The organism is Kitasatospora sp. NPDC043949, assembly GCF_056435365.1.
The window spans coordinates 173,896-189,967 of the sequence record NZ_JBWKEQ010000008.1; the positions used below are offsets into that span (position 1 = coordinate 173,896).

Sequence of the window (16,072 nt, forward strand, 5' to 3'; positions counted from 1 at the left end):
GGTCACTCCGCCGGCGGATCCCCGATCACGTCGTTGAAGCGGTGCAGCAGCACCGCGAAGCGGTCCACGTCCTCCGGCGACCAGCTGCCCAGCAGCTCCCGCACCCGCCGCATCCGGACGTCCCGGGCCGCCAGGTAGCGCCGCCGCCCGTCCTCGGTCAGCGAGACCAGCGCGGCCCGGCGGTCCAGCGGATCCGTCTCCCGGGCCACCAGGCCCAGCTCCTCCAGCGCCCGGATCTGCCGGCTCACCGTGGCCTTGCCGACCGCGAAGTGCACGCCGACGTCCGTCACCCGCACCCGCCCGGCCTGCTCGATGTAGCCGAGCATGCTGTAGGCCATCCCCTCCAGCTCGGGGTGCACCCGGCGTGAGAGCTCCGCCACTCGGGCCCGGCCCCGCCGGAACATCAGCGCGACCTCGCGCTCCACCGCCAGCAGGGATTCCTCGTCACTCACCGCGCCAGTATCCCGCAGCCGCGTTGGCCGGAACGCGGCGCGCGGGGTGCGACAAGCCAACTAGTTCATGGTATGAAGTATCCGTTTTCCCCCAATACACAAGGAGATGTGGATGGCCGCCCCGGGGCAGGGTTTCGTCGCTGAACTGAAGGGCGCGGTCACACCGCGTGCGGCACTGCTCGTGATCGGCGTGCTGCTGCTGCAGCTCGGCTTCATCACCTCGTACGTCGGGGCGCTGCACCACCCGGCCCCGCACGAGCTGTCGATCGCGGTGGTCGCCCCGCCGCAGGTCACCCCCAAGCTGGTCCAGGGGCTGGAATCCGTGCCGGACGACGCCGTCAAGGCCGTCACCGCCCCGGACGCCGAGACGGCCACCCAGCAGATCAAGGACCAGAAGATCTACGCCGCGCTGGTCGTGAACCCGACCGGCACCGAGGACACCCTGCTGGTCGGCGGCGCCCGCGGCACCTCCGCCGCCAAGGCCGCCGAGTCCATCACCACCGCGCTGGACAAGTCCCAGGGCCGCACCGTCAAGGTCGAGGACGTCGTGCCGCTCGCCAAGGGCGACACCAACGGCCTCTCCGCGTTCTACCTGGTCATCGGCTGGTGCGTCGGCGGCTACCTGGTCGCCTCGATCCTCGGCATCAGCGCCGGCTCCAAGCCCGCCAACGTCCACCGCCTGCTGATCCGCCTCGGCGTGCTGGCGCTGTACTCGGTCGGCGCCGGCCTCGGCGGCACGATCATCGCCGGACCGGTGCTGGACGCGCTGCCCGGCTCGATCCTGGCCCTGACCGGCATCGGCGCCCTGGTGGTGTTCACGGTCGGCGCGTTCACCATGGCGCTGCAGTGCCTGTTCGACGTCATCGGCATCGGCGTCGCGGTGCTGATCTTCGTGGTGCTGGGCAACCCGAGCGCCGGCGGCGTCTACCCGGCACCGATGATGCCGCCGTTCTGGCGGGCCATCGGCTCGCTGATCCCGAACGGCGCCGGGACCAGTGCCACCAAGTCGATCGCCTACTTCGGCTCCACCAACCTGGGCATGCCGATCGTGGTCCTGGTGGTCTGGGCGCTGATCGGCATCGGCGTCGCCTACCTGGCCGTGCTGCGCGGCCCGCGCTCCGGCGGCCGCGAGATCGTCGCCGCCGAGGCGTCCTCCGAGGCCTGATCCCCCGCGTTCCTCACCCGGAGCCCCCTGCCGCCCGGCCGGGGGCTCCGGTGCGTCCCGGGCCGGGAGTCAGCCGCCGGCGAGCCGGCCCGGGTCCGCGACGACCGCCCGCACCACGCCCACCGCGGCGCCCAGCAGCGGCCCGCGCCGGCCCAGCCGGGACACCGTCAGCCGCTCGTCCGACCAGGGCCGCACCGTCACCCGGGCGGCCAGCTCGGCCCGCATCGCCGGCAGCAGCCAGGACGCCAGCCGGGCGTAGCCGCCGCCCAGCACCACCTCGGCCGGGTCCAGCAGGTTGACCGCCCCGGCGGCCGCGATGCCCAGCGCCGAACCGGCCCCGGCCAGCACCGCGAGGGCCGGCTCGTCCCCGGCCCCGGCCCGCCCGGCGAGCAGCGTCACCCAGTCGCCCCGCGCGCCCGCCGGCCCGGCCGCCCGCAGCACGGCCGCCTCCCCCGCGTACTGCTCCAGGCAGCCGTGCGCGCCGCAGGCGCAGCGGTGGCCGTCCGGGTGGACCGGTACGTGGCCGAACTCGCCCGCGTAGCCGCGCGCCCCGCGCAGCAGCCGCCCGCCGACCACGATCGCCGCGCCGACGCCGGCCTCGGCCGAGACGTACAGGAAGTCCTCCGGGCCGCCGCCCAGCCACCGTTCGGCCAGCCCGCCCAGGTTGGCCTCGTTGTCCGCCTCGACCGGCAGCTCGGCCAGTTCGGCCGCGCCGGCCGCGCGCAGCGCGGGGCGCAGTTCGGCCGCCAGCGGGACGTCCCGCCAGCCCAGGTTGGCGGCCCGCTGGAGCACCCCGCCGGAGGTGCCGACCAGCCCGGGGACGGCCAGAGTCAGCCCGGCCGGGCGCAGGCCCGACTCGGCGACGGCCGCGTGCAGCAGTTCGGCGAGGTCGGCCATGACCGCGGCGGGCCGGCGGCCCCGGTTGCGGACCTCGCGGCGGCGCCAGGTCCGGACCTCGCCGCTCAGGTCGACCACGCAGGCGCCGAGGTGCTCCACGCCGATCTCGGCGCCGAGGCCGCCGGGCCCGAGCGGGTTGAGCCCGAGCGCGGTGCCGGGGCGGCCGACCTTGCCGCTGGGCGCGGCCGGGCCCTCCTCGACGACCAGGCCGCCGGCGATCAGCTGCTCGGCGAGCGAGGAGACGGCGGCCCTGGTCAGCCCGGTCTCGGCGGCCACCTCGGCCCGGGAGCGCGGGGCGCGCGCGATCACCCCGAGCACCAGGGCCAGGTTGGCCCGGCGCATCCCCTGCTGGCTGGCGGGCCCGCTCCGAACCGCGTCCGGTTCCCCGCGCATAACCCTCACCTCACGGCCTTATGGCGCATCCCGTGGCATCTCGGGTGCAGCGTAACCGGGTTCGTACCTAGGGTGCGCCCGTTCGGCGGGCCGGGTGAAGACCCACCGCTGCATCGCCCAGAAGCGGAACAGCATCGCGACGAAGGTGCCGACGACCATCCCGCTGAGGAAGTCCGCGGTCTCCTGGGCGAACGGGCCGACGTACGGCTCGCGCAGGTCCAGGGCGTAGCGGGAGAGTGCCAGCGGCAGGTCGTTGACGGCGATCGCCATGGCGCTGACCAGGAAGAACAGCAGTGCCTCGCGCGGGTGCCCGGCCGTCCGGAAGGCCCAGCGACGGTTGAGCACGTAGGAGACGACGGTCGAGATCACGGTCGCGATCGTCAGCGCGACCACCGGTTTGTGCTCCAGCACGGTGAACTTCAGCTCGAAGTCGATCACCAGGGTGAGGGTGAAGCAGGCGCCGCCGACCAGCAGGAACTTCACCAGCCTGCGGTGCCGCACCAGGTACGGACGCAGCCGGGCCGGCACCCGGGCCAGGGCGCGCTGCGTGGGGGACGGCATCTCCGCAGTGTGGCACGCGCAGACGCCGTCCTCCCGTCGGTCCTCCCGTCGGTCCGCCCGTCGACCCGGCGCGGCCGGGTCAGGCCGCCGCGGCCAGGACCTTGGCCGGTTCCAGGGCCAGCTCCAGCACCTCCCGCACGTCCGCCACCGGGTGGACGGTGAGCCGCTCCAGCACCTCGGCCGGGACGTCGTCCAGGTCGGCCTCGTTGCGCTTGGGGATGATCACCGTGGTGACGCCGGCCCGGTCGGCGGCGAGCAGCTTCTGCTTCACCCCGCCGATCGGCAGCACCCGCCCGGTCAGCGACACCTCGCCGGTCATCGCCAGGTCGGTGCGCACCTTGCGGCCGGACAGCAGCGAGGCGAGCGCCGTGGTCATGGTGATGCCGGCGCTCGGCCCGTCCTTGGGGACGGCCCCGGCGGGGACGTGCAGGTGCACGCCGCGGTCGCGCAGCGAGGTGACCGGCAGCTCCAGTTCGGCGCCGCGCGAGCGCAGGTAGGAGAGCGCGATGTGCGCGGACTCCTTCATCACGTCGCCCAGTTGCCCGGTGAGGGTGAGTCCGGTGCCGCCGGTCTCGGCGTCGGCGAGCGAGGCCTCGATGTAGAGGACGTCGCCGCCGGCGCCGGTCACGGCGAGGCCGGTGGCCACGCCGGGGACGGCGGTGCGCCGCTCGGCCGGCGCCTGGGCGGCCTCCGGCACGTGGTGGGGCCGGCCGATCAGGGCGCGCAGCTCGTCCGGGCCGATCGCGGCGGGCAGTTCGCGCTCGCCGAGTTCGGCCTGGGCGGCGATCCTGCGCAGCACCCGGGCGATCGAGCGCTCCAGGTTCCGCACGCCGGCCTCCCGGGTGTACTCCCCGGCCAGTCGGCGCAGCGCCGCCTCGTCGACGCTGACCTGGTCGCCGCCCAGTCCGGCCTTCTCGCGCTGGCGCGGGAGCAGGTGGTCGCGGGCGATGACGACCTTCTCGTCCTCGGTGTAGCCGTCGAGGCGGACGAGCTCCATCCGGTCGAGCAGCGGCTCGGGGATGGCCTCCAGCACGTTGGCGGTGGCGAGGAAGACGACGTCCGAGAGGTCGAGCTCGACCTCCAGGTAGTGGTCCCGGAAGGTGTGGTTCTGCGCCGGGTCCAGCACCTCCAGCAGGGCGGCGGCCGGGTCGCCCCGGTAGTCGGAGCCGACCTTGTCGATCTCGTCGAGCAGGACGACCGGGTTCATCGAGCCGGCCTCCTTGATCGCCCGCACGAGCCGGCCGGGCTGCGCGCCGACGTAGGTGCGCCGGTGGCCGCGGATCTCGGCCTCGTCCCGGACGCCGCCGAGCGCGACCCGGACGAAGGTGCGGCCCATGGCGCGGGCCACCGACTCCCCGAGCGAGGTCTTGCCGACGCCGGGCGGGCCGACCAGCGCCAGCACCGCCCCTCCGCGCCGGCCGCCGACCAGCCCGAGCCCCTGGTCGGCCCGGCGCTTGCGCACCGCGAGGTACTCGACGATGCGGTCCTTCACGTCGGCCAGGCCGGCGTGGTCGGCGTCCAGCACGGCGCGGGCGCCGGCGATGTCGTACGCGTCCTCGGTGCGCTCGTTCCAGGGCAGCTCCAGGACGGTGTCCAGCCAGGTGCGGATCCAGGGGCCCTCGGGGGACTGCTCGGAGGCCCGCTCCAGCTTGTCGACCTCCTTGAGGGCCGCGTCGCGGACCTTCTCGGGCAGGTCGGCGGCCTCGACCCGGGCGCGGTAGTCGCCCTCCTCGTCGGCCGGGTCGCCGTTGAGCTCGGCCAGTTCCTTGCGGACGGCCTCCAGCTGGCGGCGGAGCAGGAACTCCTTCTGCTGCTTGGCCACGCCCTCCTCGACGTCCTTGCGGATGGTGTCGTTGACCTCCTCCTCGGCGAGGTGGTCGCGCAGCAGGGTCAGCGCGTACTCCAGGCGGGCGACCTGGTCGGCCTCCAGCAGCACCTTGAGCTTCTGCTCGGCGGTGGCGAAGGGCGCGTAGCCGATGTTGTCGGCGAGCTCGCCGACGCCCTCGATCTGGGCCACCCGGTCGACGATCTGCCAGGCGCCGCGCCTGCGCAGCCACTGGGTGGACAGCGCCTTGTACTCCTTGACCAGCTCGGCGGCCCGGCCGGCCACCGGGGTGTCCACCGAGGACTCCCGGAAGGGCGTGGTCTCCACCCAGAGGGCGGCGCCGGGGCCGGTGGTGCCGGCCCCGATGCGGACCCGGCGCACGGCGCGCACCAGCGCGGCCGGCTCCCCGTCGGCCAGTCGGCCGACCTGTTCGACGGTGGCCAGGGTGCCGACCGCCGCGTACGAGCCGTCCACCCGCGGGACCAGCAGGACCTGCGGCTTGCCGGTGCCGGTGGCCGCCGCGCGGGCGGCCTCGACCGCGGCGCGCACCTCGGTGTCCTTGAGGTCCAGCGGGACGACCATGCCCGGCAGGACGACCTCGTCGTCGAGCGGCAGCACGGGCAGGGTGAGCGGTGTGGACGTCGATGCCATGATCTCTCCCCAGTCAGTGAAGTTGAGTCGACCTGACTAAGGCCTGGCGCGCGCCGGATGTTCCCGGGGCGGCGTTCGCCGTGAGCGAACAGGAGCGGGTGTGGAGCGAGCAGGGGAGGGCGAGGGAAGTGCCGTCAAAAGCGCCCGGGGGCGACACCCGGAAGGGTCAGCGCACGTCCAGGACCGGAGCGCCGCCCGGCGCGGGCGAGGAGCCCGCGGCCGGCGCCTCGACCCGGCGCGTCCGCGGCTTCGGCCGCGGCCGGCGGGCCTGGGCCCGGCGCAGCCAGCGCCACAGCGCCACCCCGGTGAGCACCGCGGCCGGGTGCCCCACGGCGGTGACCAGGTCCCGCTCGGTGAGGATCTGCTCGGCGATCAGCAGCCCGGCGCCGCCGAGCGCGACCAGCCGCCCGCGCCACGGCAGCAGCCCGGCCACCGCGCCCAGACAGGTGAGCACGCCGTAGCTGACGCCGATGTCCAGGTAGTCCAGCGCCCCGGCCTCCATCCGCCCGGTCTCCACCGCGGTGATCACCACGCCCTGGGACAGCAGCGTGGCCGTGACGTGCCCGATCGCGAAGACCGCCGCCGCCCGGGCGGGGCCGATCCGGCGCTCCAGCGGCGCGAGGGTGACGGCGAATCCCCACAGGTACGGCATCCACACCTCGCCGGCCACCCAGAAGCCGCTGAGCACCAGCGCGCGCAGGGGGTGCTGCAGGAGGTTGTGGCCGTCGGAACTGGAGGCCTCCTGCAGCCGCTGCACGAGTTCCGGATCGGCGAGTTTGGCAAAGGTCGTGGTGGCGCCCACCACGGCGAGATAGCCGAGGGTGAAGGGGTTTCGCCGGGGTGTCGGCACCCGCGCCAGCAGCCACTCGACGACGCCGGTGCGCAGACCGTGCCGGAGCATCCCGTACGGCGGGCCGGCGGGCGGCGCCCCGACCCGTCCGGCACCTCGCCGCAGTCCAGCCATGCCGCCCTCCGCTCCACGCCGGCAGCCACCGGCCCCTCACCCAGGTGCCCAACGTACCGGCGCGCGCCGCGGATCCCGCCCTGCGGGGGCGTTGTCGTGGCCACGTTACGTCGAGGTTCTGAGAGGCATCTGAGAAAAGCCGGTGAAGACCGTCAGGAAACCGGTCGACCGGATTCCTGATATTGGTCCAGACCTTCTTTCGGCGAGCGCGCCGACAGGGGCTCTGACCGGCGACTTGGCGTCAACTCGACTGCATACGTACCGTTACGCAGAGAAAAATCGCCGGGTAAGGTATCGGCCCGTGCCCACTCGTGCAGTGGGCTCCGAGGGCGGCCCGACAGCCGGCCCACGGGCCGGAAACGTCCGGTCCACCTGCCGGGAGGCATCCGCTGTCCGTACGCTGCGAAGTGCGCGGGAGAAGTGGGCGGGCGACAATCCGCCCGCCGACCCGCACGCACGACGGGACGGCGGACCCGGCACAGTCCACGACGGAACAAGACTACGAGCGGAGTCCCGCCATCCCCACAGGTGGCCGGCCCGCAGCCCTGGGGGCGGTGGCGTGACCGTGACAGAACTTCAGCAGGACAACAACCACAGCGGCGGCACGGTGAGCAGCCAACGCAGAGTGCTGGTGGTGGAGGACGAGCCGACGATCGCGGAGTCGATCGCGGCCCGGCTGGGCGCGGAGGGCTTCAAGGTCGCCGTGGCCCACGACGGGCCGGGCGCGGTCGACGGCTTCCACACCTGGCAGCCGGACCTGGTGGTCCTCGACATCATGCTGCCCGGCTTCGACGGCCTTGAGGTGTGCCGCCGGATCCAGGCGCAGCGCCCGGTGCCGGTGCTGATGCTGACCGCGCGCGACGACGAGACGGACCTGCTGGTCGGCCTCGGCGTGGGCGCCGACGACTACATGACCAAACCGTTCTCGATGCGCGAACTGGCCGCCCGGGTCAACGTGCTGCTGCGCCGCGTCGAGCGCGCCCAGCAGGCGGCCCGCACGCCCGCGCTCGGCTCGCTGCGCTTCGGCGAGCTGGAGATCGACCACGTGCAGCGCCGGGTCCGGCTCGCCTCGGGCGACGTCCACCTGACGCCCACCGAGTTCGACCTGCTCGCCTGCCTGGCCGCGCAGCCGCGCGCCGTGCTGACCCGCGAGCAGCTGCTGGCCGAGGTCTGGGACTGGACGGACGCGTCCGGCACCCGCACCGTGGACAGCCACGTCAAGGCGCTGCGCCGCAAGATCGGCGCGAGCTGGATCCGTACCGTCCACGGCGTCGGGTACGCGCTGGAGGCCCCGCTCTCCTAGCGGCGAGCCTCGGGCGACGGGCCTCCGGGGGGCCCGTGTCCCGAACTGCCGCGCACCACGCGGGGGACGTACGCGGGGATCACAGGGGACCAATGACCTTTCCACAGCAACGCAACGGGGACACCGGCGGCACGCGGTCGCAGACGCTGGCCGCCCGCGCCGCCCGCCGGGTCTGGGCCGACATCCGGCCGCTCGACCCGGTCCGCTCGATCAAGGGCAAGCTCGCCCTGCTGGTGATCGTCTCCGTCTTCCTGGCCACCGGCATGGTGGTCGTGGCGATCCGGTCCGAGACCCAGATCCGGATCATCATGGTCTTCTCCATGATCGCCTCGCTGCTCTTCATGCAGTTCCTCGCGCACGGGCTGACCGCCCCCCTGCGCGAGATGACGGCCGCCGCCCGCGCGATGGCCTCCGGCGACTACAGCCGCCGGGTCGAGGTGAACTCGCGCGACGAGATCGGCGAACTGGCGACCACCTTCAACCAGATGGCCGCCGATCTGGGGGCCGCCGACCGGCACCGCCGCGAGCTGGTCGCCAACGTCTCGCACGAGCTGCGCACGCCCATCGCCGCGCTGCGCGCCGTGCTGGAGAACGTGGTGGACGGCGTCGTCCAGCCCAATCCGGCGACCCTGGGGGCCGCCCTGGAGCAGACCGAGCGGCTCGGCCGCCTGGTCACCCACCTGCTGGACCTCTCCAAGATCGACGACGGCGTTGTCGATCTGGACGCCCGCCCCTTCGAGGTGCGCGAGTTCCTGGACGGCGTGCTGCGCGGGGTCACCGTGGACGGCGCGACGGCCGGCGGGGCGTTCTCCCGGCGCGGCGACGTCCGGCTGGCGCTGGAGGTCAGCCCGACCGGCCTGACCGGCGTGGCGGACCCGGAACGGCTCCACCAGGTGGTCGCCAACCTGGTCGACAACGCCTGCAAGCACTCCCCGCCCGGCGGGACCGTGACGGTGCGCGCGCGGCCCGACGGCGGGCCCGGCGGCCTGCTGCTGGAGGTCGAGGACGAGGGCCCGGGCATCCCGCCGGCCGACCGCGGCCGGGTGTTCGAGCGGTTCAGCCGCAGCGGCACCGCGACCGCCCAGGGGCCCGGCTCGGACGGCGGCACCGGCCTCGGCCTGGCCATCGCCCGCTGGGCGGTGGACCTGCACGGCGGTCGGATCGCGGTCGCCGAGTCGCCGCGCGGCTGCCGGATCGAGGTCCGGCTGCCGGGGCAGCGCTGAGGGTCGGATGTGTCACAGAAGCGACACAGACGTACACGAAGATCATTGGATGATCCGCATGGGGCTTTGTCCGGTTTTGCCCAGATATGCCCTATGGGTGGAGGCGATCGCTTCCCCTCAGATACGGCTTTCTAACGCACATTTTCAGCCAAACTGCAGGTCAGGACTGTGATCTGGGCGACGCCTGGGGCCCGGGGACTGCGCGATCACTGGTCAGGGGCGTAGCCTTAATCCCCGCTGTCCAAACATCCCAAAAGGAAGCGGAAGAGGGCGGTTGCCGCCGTGTCGCCACAGTCCCCTGAAACCCCCAATAGCTCGGCTAGCTCCACTGGCTTCGGTCCCAATGAGTGGCTCGTCGATGAGATCTACCAGCAGTACCTCCAGGACCCGAACTCGGTCGACCGAGCCTGGTGGGACTTTTTCGCCGACTACAAGCCCGGTACCGAGGTGACCCCAGTGACCCAGGCCGCGACCCAGGCCGGCCCCACGCCGACCCCTGCCGCTGCCCCCGCGCCCGCTGCTGCTGCTCCGGCCGCGACCGCCCCCGCCGCACCGGCCGCCCCGGCCGCTCCGGCGCCGGCCCCCGCGCCGCTCGCCGCAGCTCCCGTCGCGCCCCCGGCCCCGGCCCCCAAGGCCGCCGCCCCGACCGCTCCGGCCGCTCCGGCCGCCGCCGCGGCGGACGCGCCCGCCGGCCCCGAGCTGATCCAGCTGCGCGGCCCGGCCAAGGCCGTCGCCACCAACATGGACGCCTCGCTGGAGGTGCCGACCGCGACCTCGGTCCGCGCGGTACCCGCGAAGCTGTTGATCGACAACCGCATCGTCATCAACAACCACCTGCAGCGCGCCCGCGGCGGCAAGGTCTCCTTCACCCACCTGATCGGCTACGCCCTGGTCCAGGCCATCAAGGCCGCCCCGGGCATGAACTACAGCTACAAGGTGGAGAACGGCAAGGCCTTCCTGGTCAAGCCCGAACACGTCAACCTCGGCCTGGCCATCGACCTGGTCAAGCCGAACGGCGACCGCCAGCTCGTCGTCGCGGCCATCAAGAAGGCCGAGACCCTCGACTTCTTCGGCTTCTGGCAGGCCTACGAGGACATCGTCCGCCGGGCCCGCGCCAACAAGCTGACCATGGACGACTTCACCGGCGTCACGGTCTCGCTGACCAACCCCGGCGGCATCGGCACCGTGCACTCCGTGCCGCGCCTGATGCAGAACCAGGGCACCATCGTCGGCGTCGGCGCCATGGAGTACCCGGCCGAGTTCCAGGGCTCCGCCCCGGAGACCCTGTCCCGCCTGGGCGTCTCCAAGATCATGACGCTGACCTCGACCTACGACCACCGCGTCATCCAGGGCGCGGCGTCCGGCGAGTTCCTGCGCGAGATCCACCGCCTCCTCCTCGGCGAGAAGGGCTTCTACGACGAGATCTTCGAGTCGCTGCGGATCCCGTACGAGCCGGTCCGCTGGGCCACCGACGTCGCCACCACCCACGACGACGAGGTCAACAAGACCGCCCGCGTCATGGAGCTGATCCACGCGTACCGCGTGCGCGGCCACCTGATGGCCGACACGGACCCGCTGGAGTACAAGCAGCGCAAGCACCCCGACCTGGACGTCACCACCCACGGCCTCACCCTGTGGGACCTGGAGCGCGAGTTCGCGGTCGGCGGTTTCGGCGGCCAGAAGATGATGAAGCTCCGCGACATCCTCGGCCTGCTGCGCAACACGTACTGCCGCACCGTCGGCGTCGAGTACATGCACATCCAGGACCCGAAGCAGCGCAAGTGGCTGCAGGAGCGCCTGGAGAAGCCCTACTCCAAGCCCGAGCGCGAGGAGCAGCTGCGCATCCTGCGCCGGCTGAACTCGGCCGAGGCCTTCGAGACCTTCCTGCAGACCAAGTACGTCGGGCAGAAGCGCTTCTCGCTGGAGGGCGGCGAGTCGCTCATCCCGCTGCTGGACGCCACCATCGACGCCGCCGCCGAGCACCGCCTCGACGAGGCCGTCATCGGCATGGCCCACCGCGGCCGCCTGAACGTGCTGGCCAACATCGTCGGCAAGCCGTACGGCAAGATCTTCGGCGAGTTCGAGGGCAACCTCGACCCGAAGTCGATGCACGGCTCCGGCGACGTGAAGTACCACCTCGGTTCCGAGGGCACCTTCACCGGCCTGGACGGCGAGACCATCAAGGTCTCGCTCGCCGCGAACCCCTCCCACCTGGAGACGGTCGACCCGGTCGTCGAGGGCATCGCCCGCGCCAAGCAGGACATCCTGGACCAGGGCGGCACCACCTTCCCGGTGCTGCCGATCCAGATCCACGGCGACGCGGCCTTCGCCGGCCAGGGCGTCGTCGCGGAGACCCTGAACATGTCGCAGCTGCGCGGCTACCGCACCGGCGGCACGATCCACCTGGTGGTCAACAACCAGGTCGGCTTCACCGCCGCCCCGGCGTCCTCGCGCTCCTCGATGTACTGCACCGACGTGGCCCGGATGATCGAGGCCCCGATCTTCCACGTCAACGGCGACGACCCGGAGGCCGTGGTCCGCGTCGCGCGGCTCGCCTTCGAGTTCCGCCAGACGTTCCACAAGGACGTCGTGATCGACCTCATCTGCTACCGCCGCCGCGGTCACAACGAGGCCGACAACCCGTCGTTCACCCAGCCGCTGATGTACGACCTGATCGACAAGAAGCGCTCGGTGCGCAAGTTGTACACCGAGGGCCTGATCGGTCGCGGCGACATCACCATGGAAGAGGCGGAGCAGGCGCTCCAGGACTTCCAGGGCCAGCTGGAGAAGGTCTTCGCCGAGGTCCGCGACGCCGCCCAGACCCCGGCCCCGGCCACCGCCGGCAAGCCGGTCGCCGACTTCCCGGTCAACATCCAGACCGGCATCTCCCAGGAGATGGTCAAGCGGATCGCCGCCTCGCAGGTCAACCTGCCGGACTGGCTGACCGTCCACCCGCGCCTGCTGCCGCAGCTCCAGCGCCGCGCCGCCTCCGTCGAGGACAACACCATCGACTGGGCGACGGGCGAGACCCTCGCCATCGGCTCGCTGCTCATGGAGGGCCACCCGGTCCGCCTGGCCGGCCAGGACAGCCGCCGCGGCACCTTCGGCCAGCGGCACGCCGTCCTGATCGACCGCAACACCGGCGAGGACTACACCCCGCTGCAGTACCTCACCGAGGACCAGGCCCGCTACACCGTCTACGACAGCCTGCTGTCGGAGTACGCGGCGATGGGCTTCGAGTACGGCTACTCGCTGACCCGCCCGAACTCGCTGGTCATGTGGGAGGCGCAGTTCGGCGACTTCGTCAACGGCGCGCAGACCGTGGTGGACGAGTACATCGCCTCCGCCGAGCAGAAGTGGGGCCAGCACTCGGGCGTCACCCTGCTGCTGCCGCACGGCTACGAGGGCCAGGGCCCGGACCACTCGTCCGCCCGCCCGGAGCGCTTCCTGCAGCTGTGCGCGCAGAACAACATGACGGTCGCCATGCCGACCCTGCCGTCGAACTACTTCCACCTGCTGCGCTGGCAGGCGCACAACCCGCACCACAAGCCGCTGGTCGTCTTCACCCCGAAGTCGATGCTGCGTCTCAAGGCCGCGGCGAGTGCGACCGAGGAGTTCCTGTCCGGCTCCTTCCGCCCGGTCATCGGTGACAACACCGTCGACCCGGCGCAGGTGCGCAAGGTCGTCATCACCGCCGGCAAGTTCTACTACGACCTGGCGGCGGCCCGCACCGAGCGCGGCGTCACCGACACCGCGATCGTCCGGGTCGAGCGGCTCTACCCGCTGCCGGTGGCCGAGCTCCAGGAGGAGCTCGCCCGCTACGGCGACGACGTCCAGTTCGTCTGGGCGCAGGAGGAGCCGGACAACCAGGGCGCCTGGCCGTTCATCGCGATGAACCTGGTCGACCACCTCCAGGTCGTCGTCGGCCGCAGCGCCAACGGCTCGCGGCTGCGCCGCGTCGCCCGCACGACGGCCTCGTCCCCGGCGGTCGGCTCGGCCAAGCGGCACGCCGCCGAGCAGCAGGCGCTGATCGAAGAGGTCTACTCGCTCTGAGGCCCTGACGCCCCGAGGCGCTGGAGCACCGACGCCCGCGGCCCCCGTCCTCCCCTGGGAGACGGGGGCCGCGGGCGTCCCCGACTATCCTGACCAGGTCAATCCCCATCGGACCGGAGTGAACCCGTGTACTTCACCGACCGCGGCATCGAGGAGCTGCAGAACCGGCGCGGCGACGAGGAGGTCACCTTCGAGTGGCTGGCCGAGCGACTGCGCGAGTTCGTCGACCTCAACCCGGACTTCGAGATCCCCGTCGAGCGGCTGGCTACCTGGCTGGCCCGGCTCGACGACGAGGACGACGAGTGACCGGTGCGGTGCCGTCGCACTGAACCGCTGATGAGGGGCCCGGGAGGCGATCGCCTGCCGGGCCCCTCACGTATCCGCGCCCGCCCGTAGGGGGCGCCTCGGGGGCGGCTCCGGGACGGCTCAGGGACGGGATCCGGGACGGCGCGCTTGACTTGCGCGTCACGCGATATATCGTCTTTGGAAGAGAACGCGATACATCGCGATCGGCAACGGGAGGCGGCAGAGATGAGCCAGTGGACGGTCGAGGGACCCGAGAGGATCACCATCGACGAGGCGGTCCGGGCGCTGCACGTGCGGATCATCGAGGGCACGGTGAACGTGGTGGCGGCCGAGGGCCCGGCCCGCCTGGAGGTCACCGAGCTCCAGGGCGAGCCGCTGCACGTGACCCTGGTGGACGGCGTCCTGACGGTCACCTACAAGGACATCAACAGCTGGGGCGAGTTCGGCGACCGGCTCAAGTCGGTCGACGCGGTCAAGGGCTTCTTCAGCTCCTTCAAGCGCAAGCGCGTCGCCGGCGTCACCCTGACCGTCCCGGCCGACGCCGAGGTCAAGGTCGGCACCGTCTCGGCCGACGCCACCGTCTCCGGGATCACCGGCCACGTCTCGGTGCAGAGCGCCAGCGGCGACGCCACCCTGGTCGGCCTGACCGGCCGCACCGAGGCCAACACCGTCACCGGCGACGTCGACGCCCAGTCGGTGGCCGGCCAGCTCAAGGTCAACACCGTCTCCGGCCAGCTCACCGTCGTCGCCGGCACCGCCGACCGGGTCCAGGCCAACGCCGTCACCGGCGCCGTCACCCTGGACCTCGACGTCGCCAACCCGGCCGACGTCAAGGTCACCACCGTCAGCGGCCCGGTCGTCATCCGGATCCCGTCGCTGGCCGACGCCAAGGTCGAGGCCGGCTCCACCAGCGGCGACATCTCCAGCACCTTCGACGGCCTCAAGCTCAGCGGCAGCTGGGGCGCCAAGCGCCTGTCCGGCCAGCTCGGCGACGGCCGGGGCAGCCTCGCCGTGACCACCGTCTCCGGCGGCGTCACCGTGCTGCGCCGCCCCGACCCCGAGGACGAGGCGCCGGTGGTCGTCAAGGAGCTCCCGGCCGGACTCGGCAAGCCCGACCTCACCAAGGAGGCGTGAGATGACGCCCGTGTTCGGCCACGGCCGGCTCCGGCTCTACCTGCTGAAGCTGCTCGACGAGGCCCCGCGGCACGGCTACGAGGTGATCCGCCTGCTGGAGGAGCGCTTCCAGGGCCTGTACGCGCCCTCCGCCGGGACGGTCTACCCCCGGCTCGCCAAGCTGGAGCAGGAGGGCCTGGTCACCCACAGCACCGAGGGCGGCCGCAAGGTCTACCGGCTGACCGACGCCGGGCGCGCCGAACTGGAAGCCCGACAGGGCGAGTTGGACGACCTGGAAGTGGAGATCCACGACTCCGTGGCGCAGTTGGCCGGGGCGATCCGCGAGGACGTCCGGGACAGCGCCAAGGACCTGCGCGAGGAGCTGTGGCAGGCCGCCCGGCAGGCCCCCCGGCCGGACCGCGCCGAGGGCGGGGACCCGTGGTCCGGACCGTGGGGCGACAACGAGTCCTGGCAGCGCGCCAAGGAGGAGTTCGCCCAGTTCAAGCGGCAGGCCAAGGACCAGGCCAAGCGCGCCCGGGAGCAGGAGAAGGCCGCCAAGGCCAAGGCGAAGGCCGCCGAGGAGGAGGCCCGCAGGCTGCGCGAGCAGGCCAAGGCCTCGCGGACGGCCGCTCAGCAGGAGGCGCTGCGGATCAAGCGCCGGGTCGAGCAGCAGGTGCGCGAGCACGCCGCGAAGGGCGACTGGCCGACCGGCCTGGCCGAGGGCCTGTCCGAGCTGACCAAGGGCCTGTCCGGGCTGGCCGACGCGGCCCGCTGGGGCCAGTCGGCCGACGGGCCGGCCGAGGAGGTCACCGTCACCCGGATCGACCTGGACAAGGACGAGCCGACCACGCCGACCGCCCCGGCCGACCTGCCGCCGTGGGCGCGGACCGACCCGGCCGGCGACCCGGCCCGCGAACTGGAGCGGCTGCTCGACCGCTTCCGCGACCAGGTCCGCGACGCGGCCCGGGACGGCGGCGTGAGCAGCGACAAGCTGGCCGAGGCCCGCTCGGTGCTGGGCTCGGCCGGCGAGCGGCTGAAGCGCCTGCTCGGCTGACCGGCAGGCCGCCGGACCACCACCGGGCCGGGGGGGGGGGGGGGGGGGGGGGGGGGGGGGGGGGGGGGGGGGGGGGGAGGGGGGTGGGGGGGGGGGGGGGGGGGGGGGAGGG

12 protein-coding genes are annotated in these 16,072 nt (G+C 72.9%); 7 read left to right on the plus strand and 5 right to left on the minus strand.

Annotation, left to right across the window (positions count from 1 at the left end; translation table 11 throughout):
- Positions 1–2: 2 nt before the first annotated feature.
- Entirely contained in the window at positions 3–452 is a 450-nt protein-coding gene (locus tag AC07AL_RS09670; RefSeq protein ID WP_363581937.1) for a MarR family winged helix-turn-helix transcriptional regulator, read from the minus strand.
- A gap of 112 nt (positions 453–564) precedes the next feature.
- Here AC07AL_RS09670 and AC07AL_RS09675 point away from each other — a divergent pair, with 112 nt between their 5' ends.
- On the plus strand, positions 565–1,617 hold the full coding sequence (locus AC07AL_RS09675; protein WP_363581935.1) for an ABC transporter permease: 1,053 nt from the start codon (positions 565–567) through the stop codon (positions 1,615–1,617).
- 69 nt (positions 1,618–1,686) lie between these two features.
- Here AC07AL_RS09675 and AC07AL_RS09680 read toward each other — a convergent pair whose 3' ends face one another.
- The 4 genes from AC07AL_RS09680 to AC07AL_RS09695 all read right to left on the minus strand — a co-directional run bounded on the left by AC07AL_RS09680 (position 1,687) and on the right by AC07AL_RS09695 (position 6,908).
- Entirely contained in the window at positions 1,687–2,907 is a 1,221-nt protein-coding gene (locus AC07AL_RS09680) for an ROK family protein (RefSeq protein WP_478317280.1), read from the minus strand.
- A gap of 18 nt (positions 2,908–2,925) precedes the next feature.
- Positions 2,926–3,468 carry a GtrA family protein gene (locus AC07AL_RS09685; RefSeq protein WP_478317281.1) on the minus strand — a complete coding sequence of 181 codons (543 nt, stop codon included), beginning with the start codon at positions 3,466–3,468 and terminating at the stop codon, positions 2,926–2,928.
- Positions 3,469–3,547: 79 nt separating this feature from the next.
- Complete coding sequence (gene lon / locus AC07AL_RS09690) at positions 3,548–5,944, minus strand: endopeptidase La (protein ID WP_363581929.1); 2,397 nt, start codon at positions 5,942–5,944, stop codon at positions 3,548–3,550.
- Between the two features lie 166 nt (positions 5,945–6,110).
- Positions 6,111–6,908, minus strand: a complete 798-nt coding sequence (locus AC07AL_RS09695) for a rhomboid-like protein (protein WP_363581928.1) — start codon at positions 6,906–6,908, stop codon at positions 6,111–6,113.
- 565 nt (positions 6,909–7,473) lie between these two features.
- Between AC07AL_RS09695 and AC07AL_RS09700 the strand changes: the two genes are divergently transcribed.
- From AC07AL_RS09700 to AC07AL_RS09725, 6 genes are all read left to right on the plus strand, one after another.
- Positions 7,474–8,211 carry a response regulator transcription factor gene (locus AC07AL_RS09700; RefSeq protein WP_063351140.1) on the plus strand — a complete coding sequence of 246 codons (738 nt, stop codon included), beginning with the start codon at positions 7,474–7,476 and terminating at the stop codon, positions 8,209–8,211.
- A gap of 92 nt (positions 8,212–8,303) precedes the next feature.
- Complete coding sequence (locus tag AC07AL_RS09705) at positions 8,304–9,434, plus strand: sensor histidine kinase (protein ID WP_063347842.1); 1,131 nt, start codon at positions 8,304–8,306, stop codon at positions 9,432–9,434.
- Positions 9,435–9,716: 282 nt separating this feature from the next.
- The gene (locus tag AC07AL_RS09710) at positions 9,717–13,487 is read left to right on the plus strand and encodes a multifunctional oxoglutarate decarboxylase/oxoglutarate dehydrogenase thiamine pyrophosphate-binding subunit/dihydrolipoyllysine-residue succinyltransferase subunit (protein WP_363581926.1); all 3,771 of its coding nucleotides are present in this window, start codon (positions 9,717–9,719) and stop codon (positions 13,485–13,487) included.
- Between the two features lie 126 nt (positions 13,488–13,613).
- A complete protein-coding gene (locus tag AC07AL_RS09715; protein WP_063347844.1) occupies positions 13,614–13,793 on the plus strand; it encodes a DUF6104 family protein in 180 nt (59 codons plus the stop codon).
- 225 nt (positions 13,794–14,018) lie between these two features.
- Positions 14,019–14,927, plus strand: a complete 909-nt coding sequence (locus AC07AL_RS09720) for a DUF4097 family beta strand repeat-containing protein (RefSeq protein ID WP_363581924.1) — start codon at positions 14,019–14,021, stop codon at positions 14,925–14,927.
- Position 14,928: 1 nt separating this feature from the next.
- Positions 14,929–15,960 (plus strand): PadR family transcriptional regulator, encoded by a 1,032-nt coding sequence (locus AC07AL_RS09725; protein ID WP_478317282.1) that lies wholly within the window; start codon positions 14,929–14,931, stop codon positions 15,958–15,960.
- Positions 15,961–16,072 lie beyond the last annotated feature (112 nt).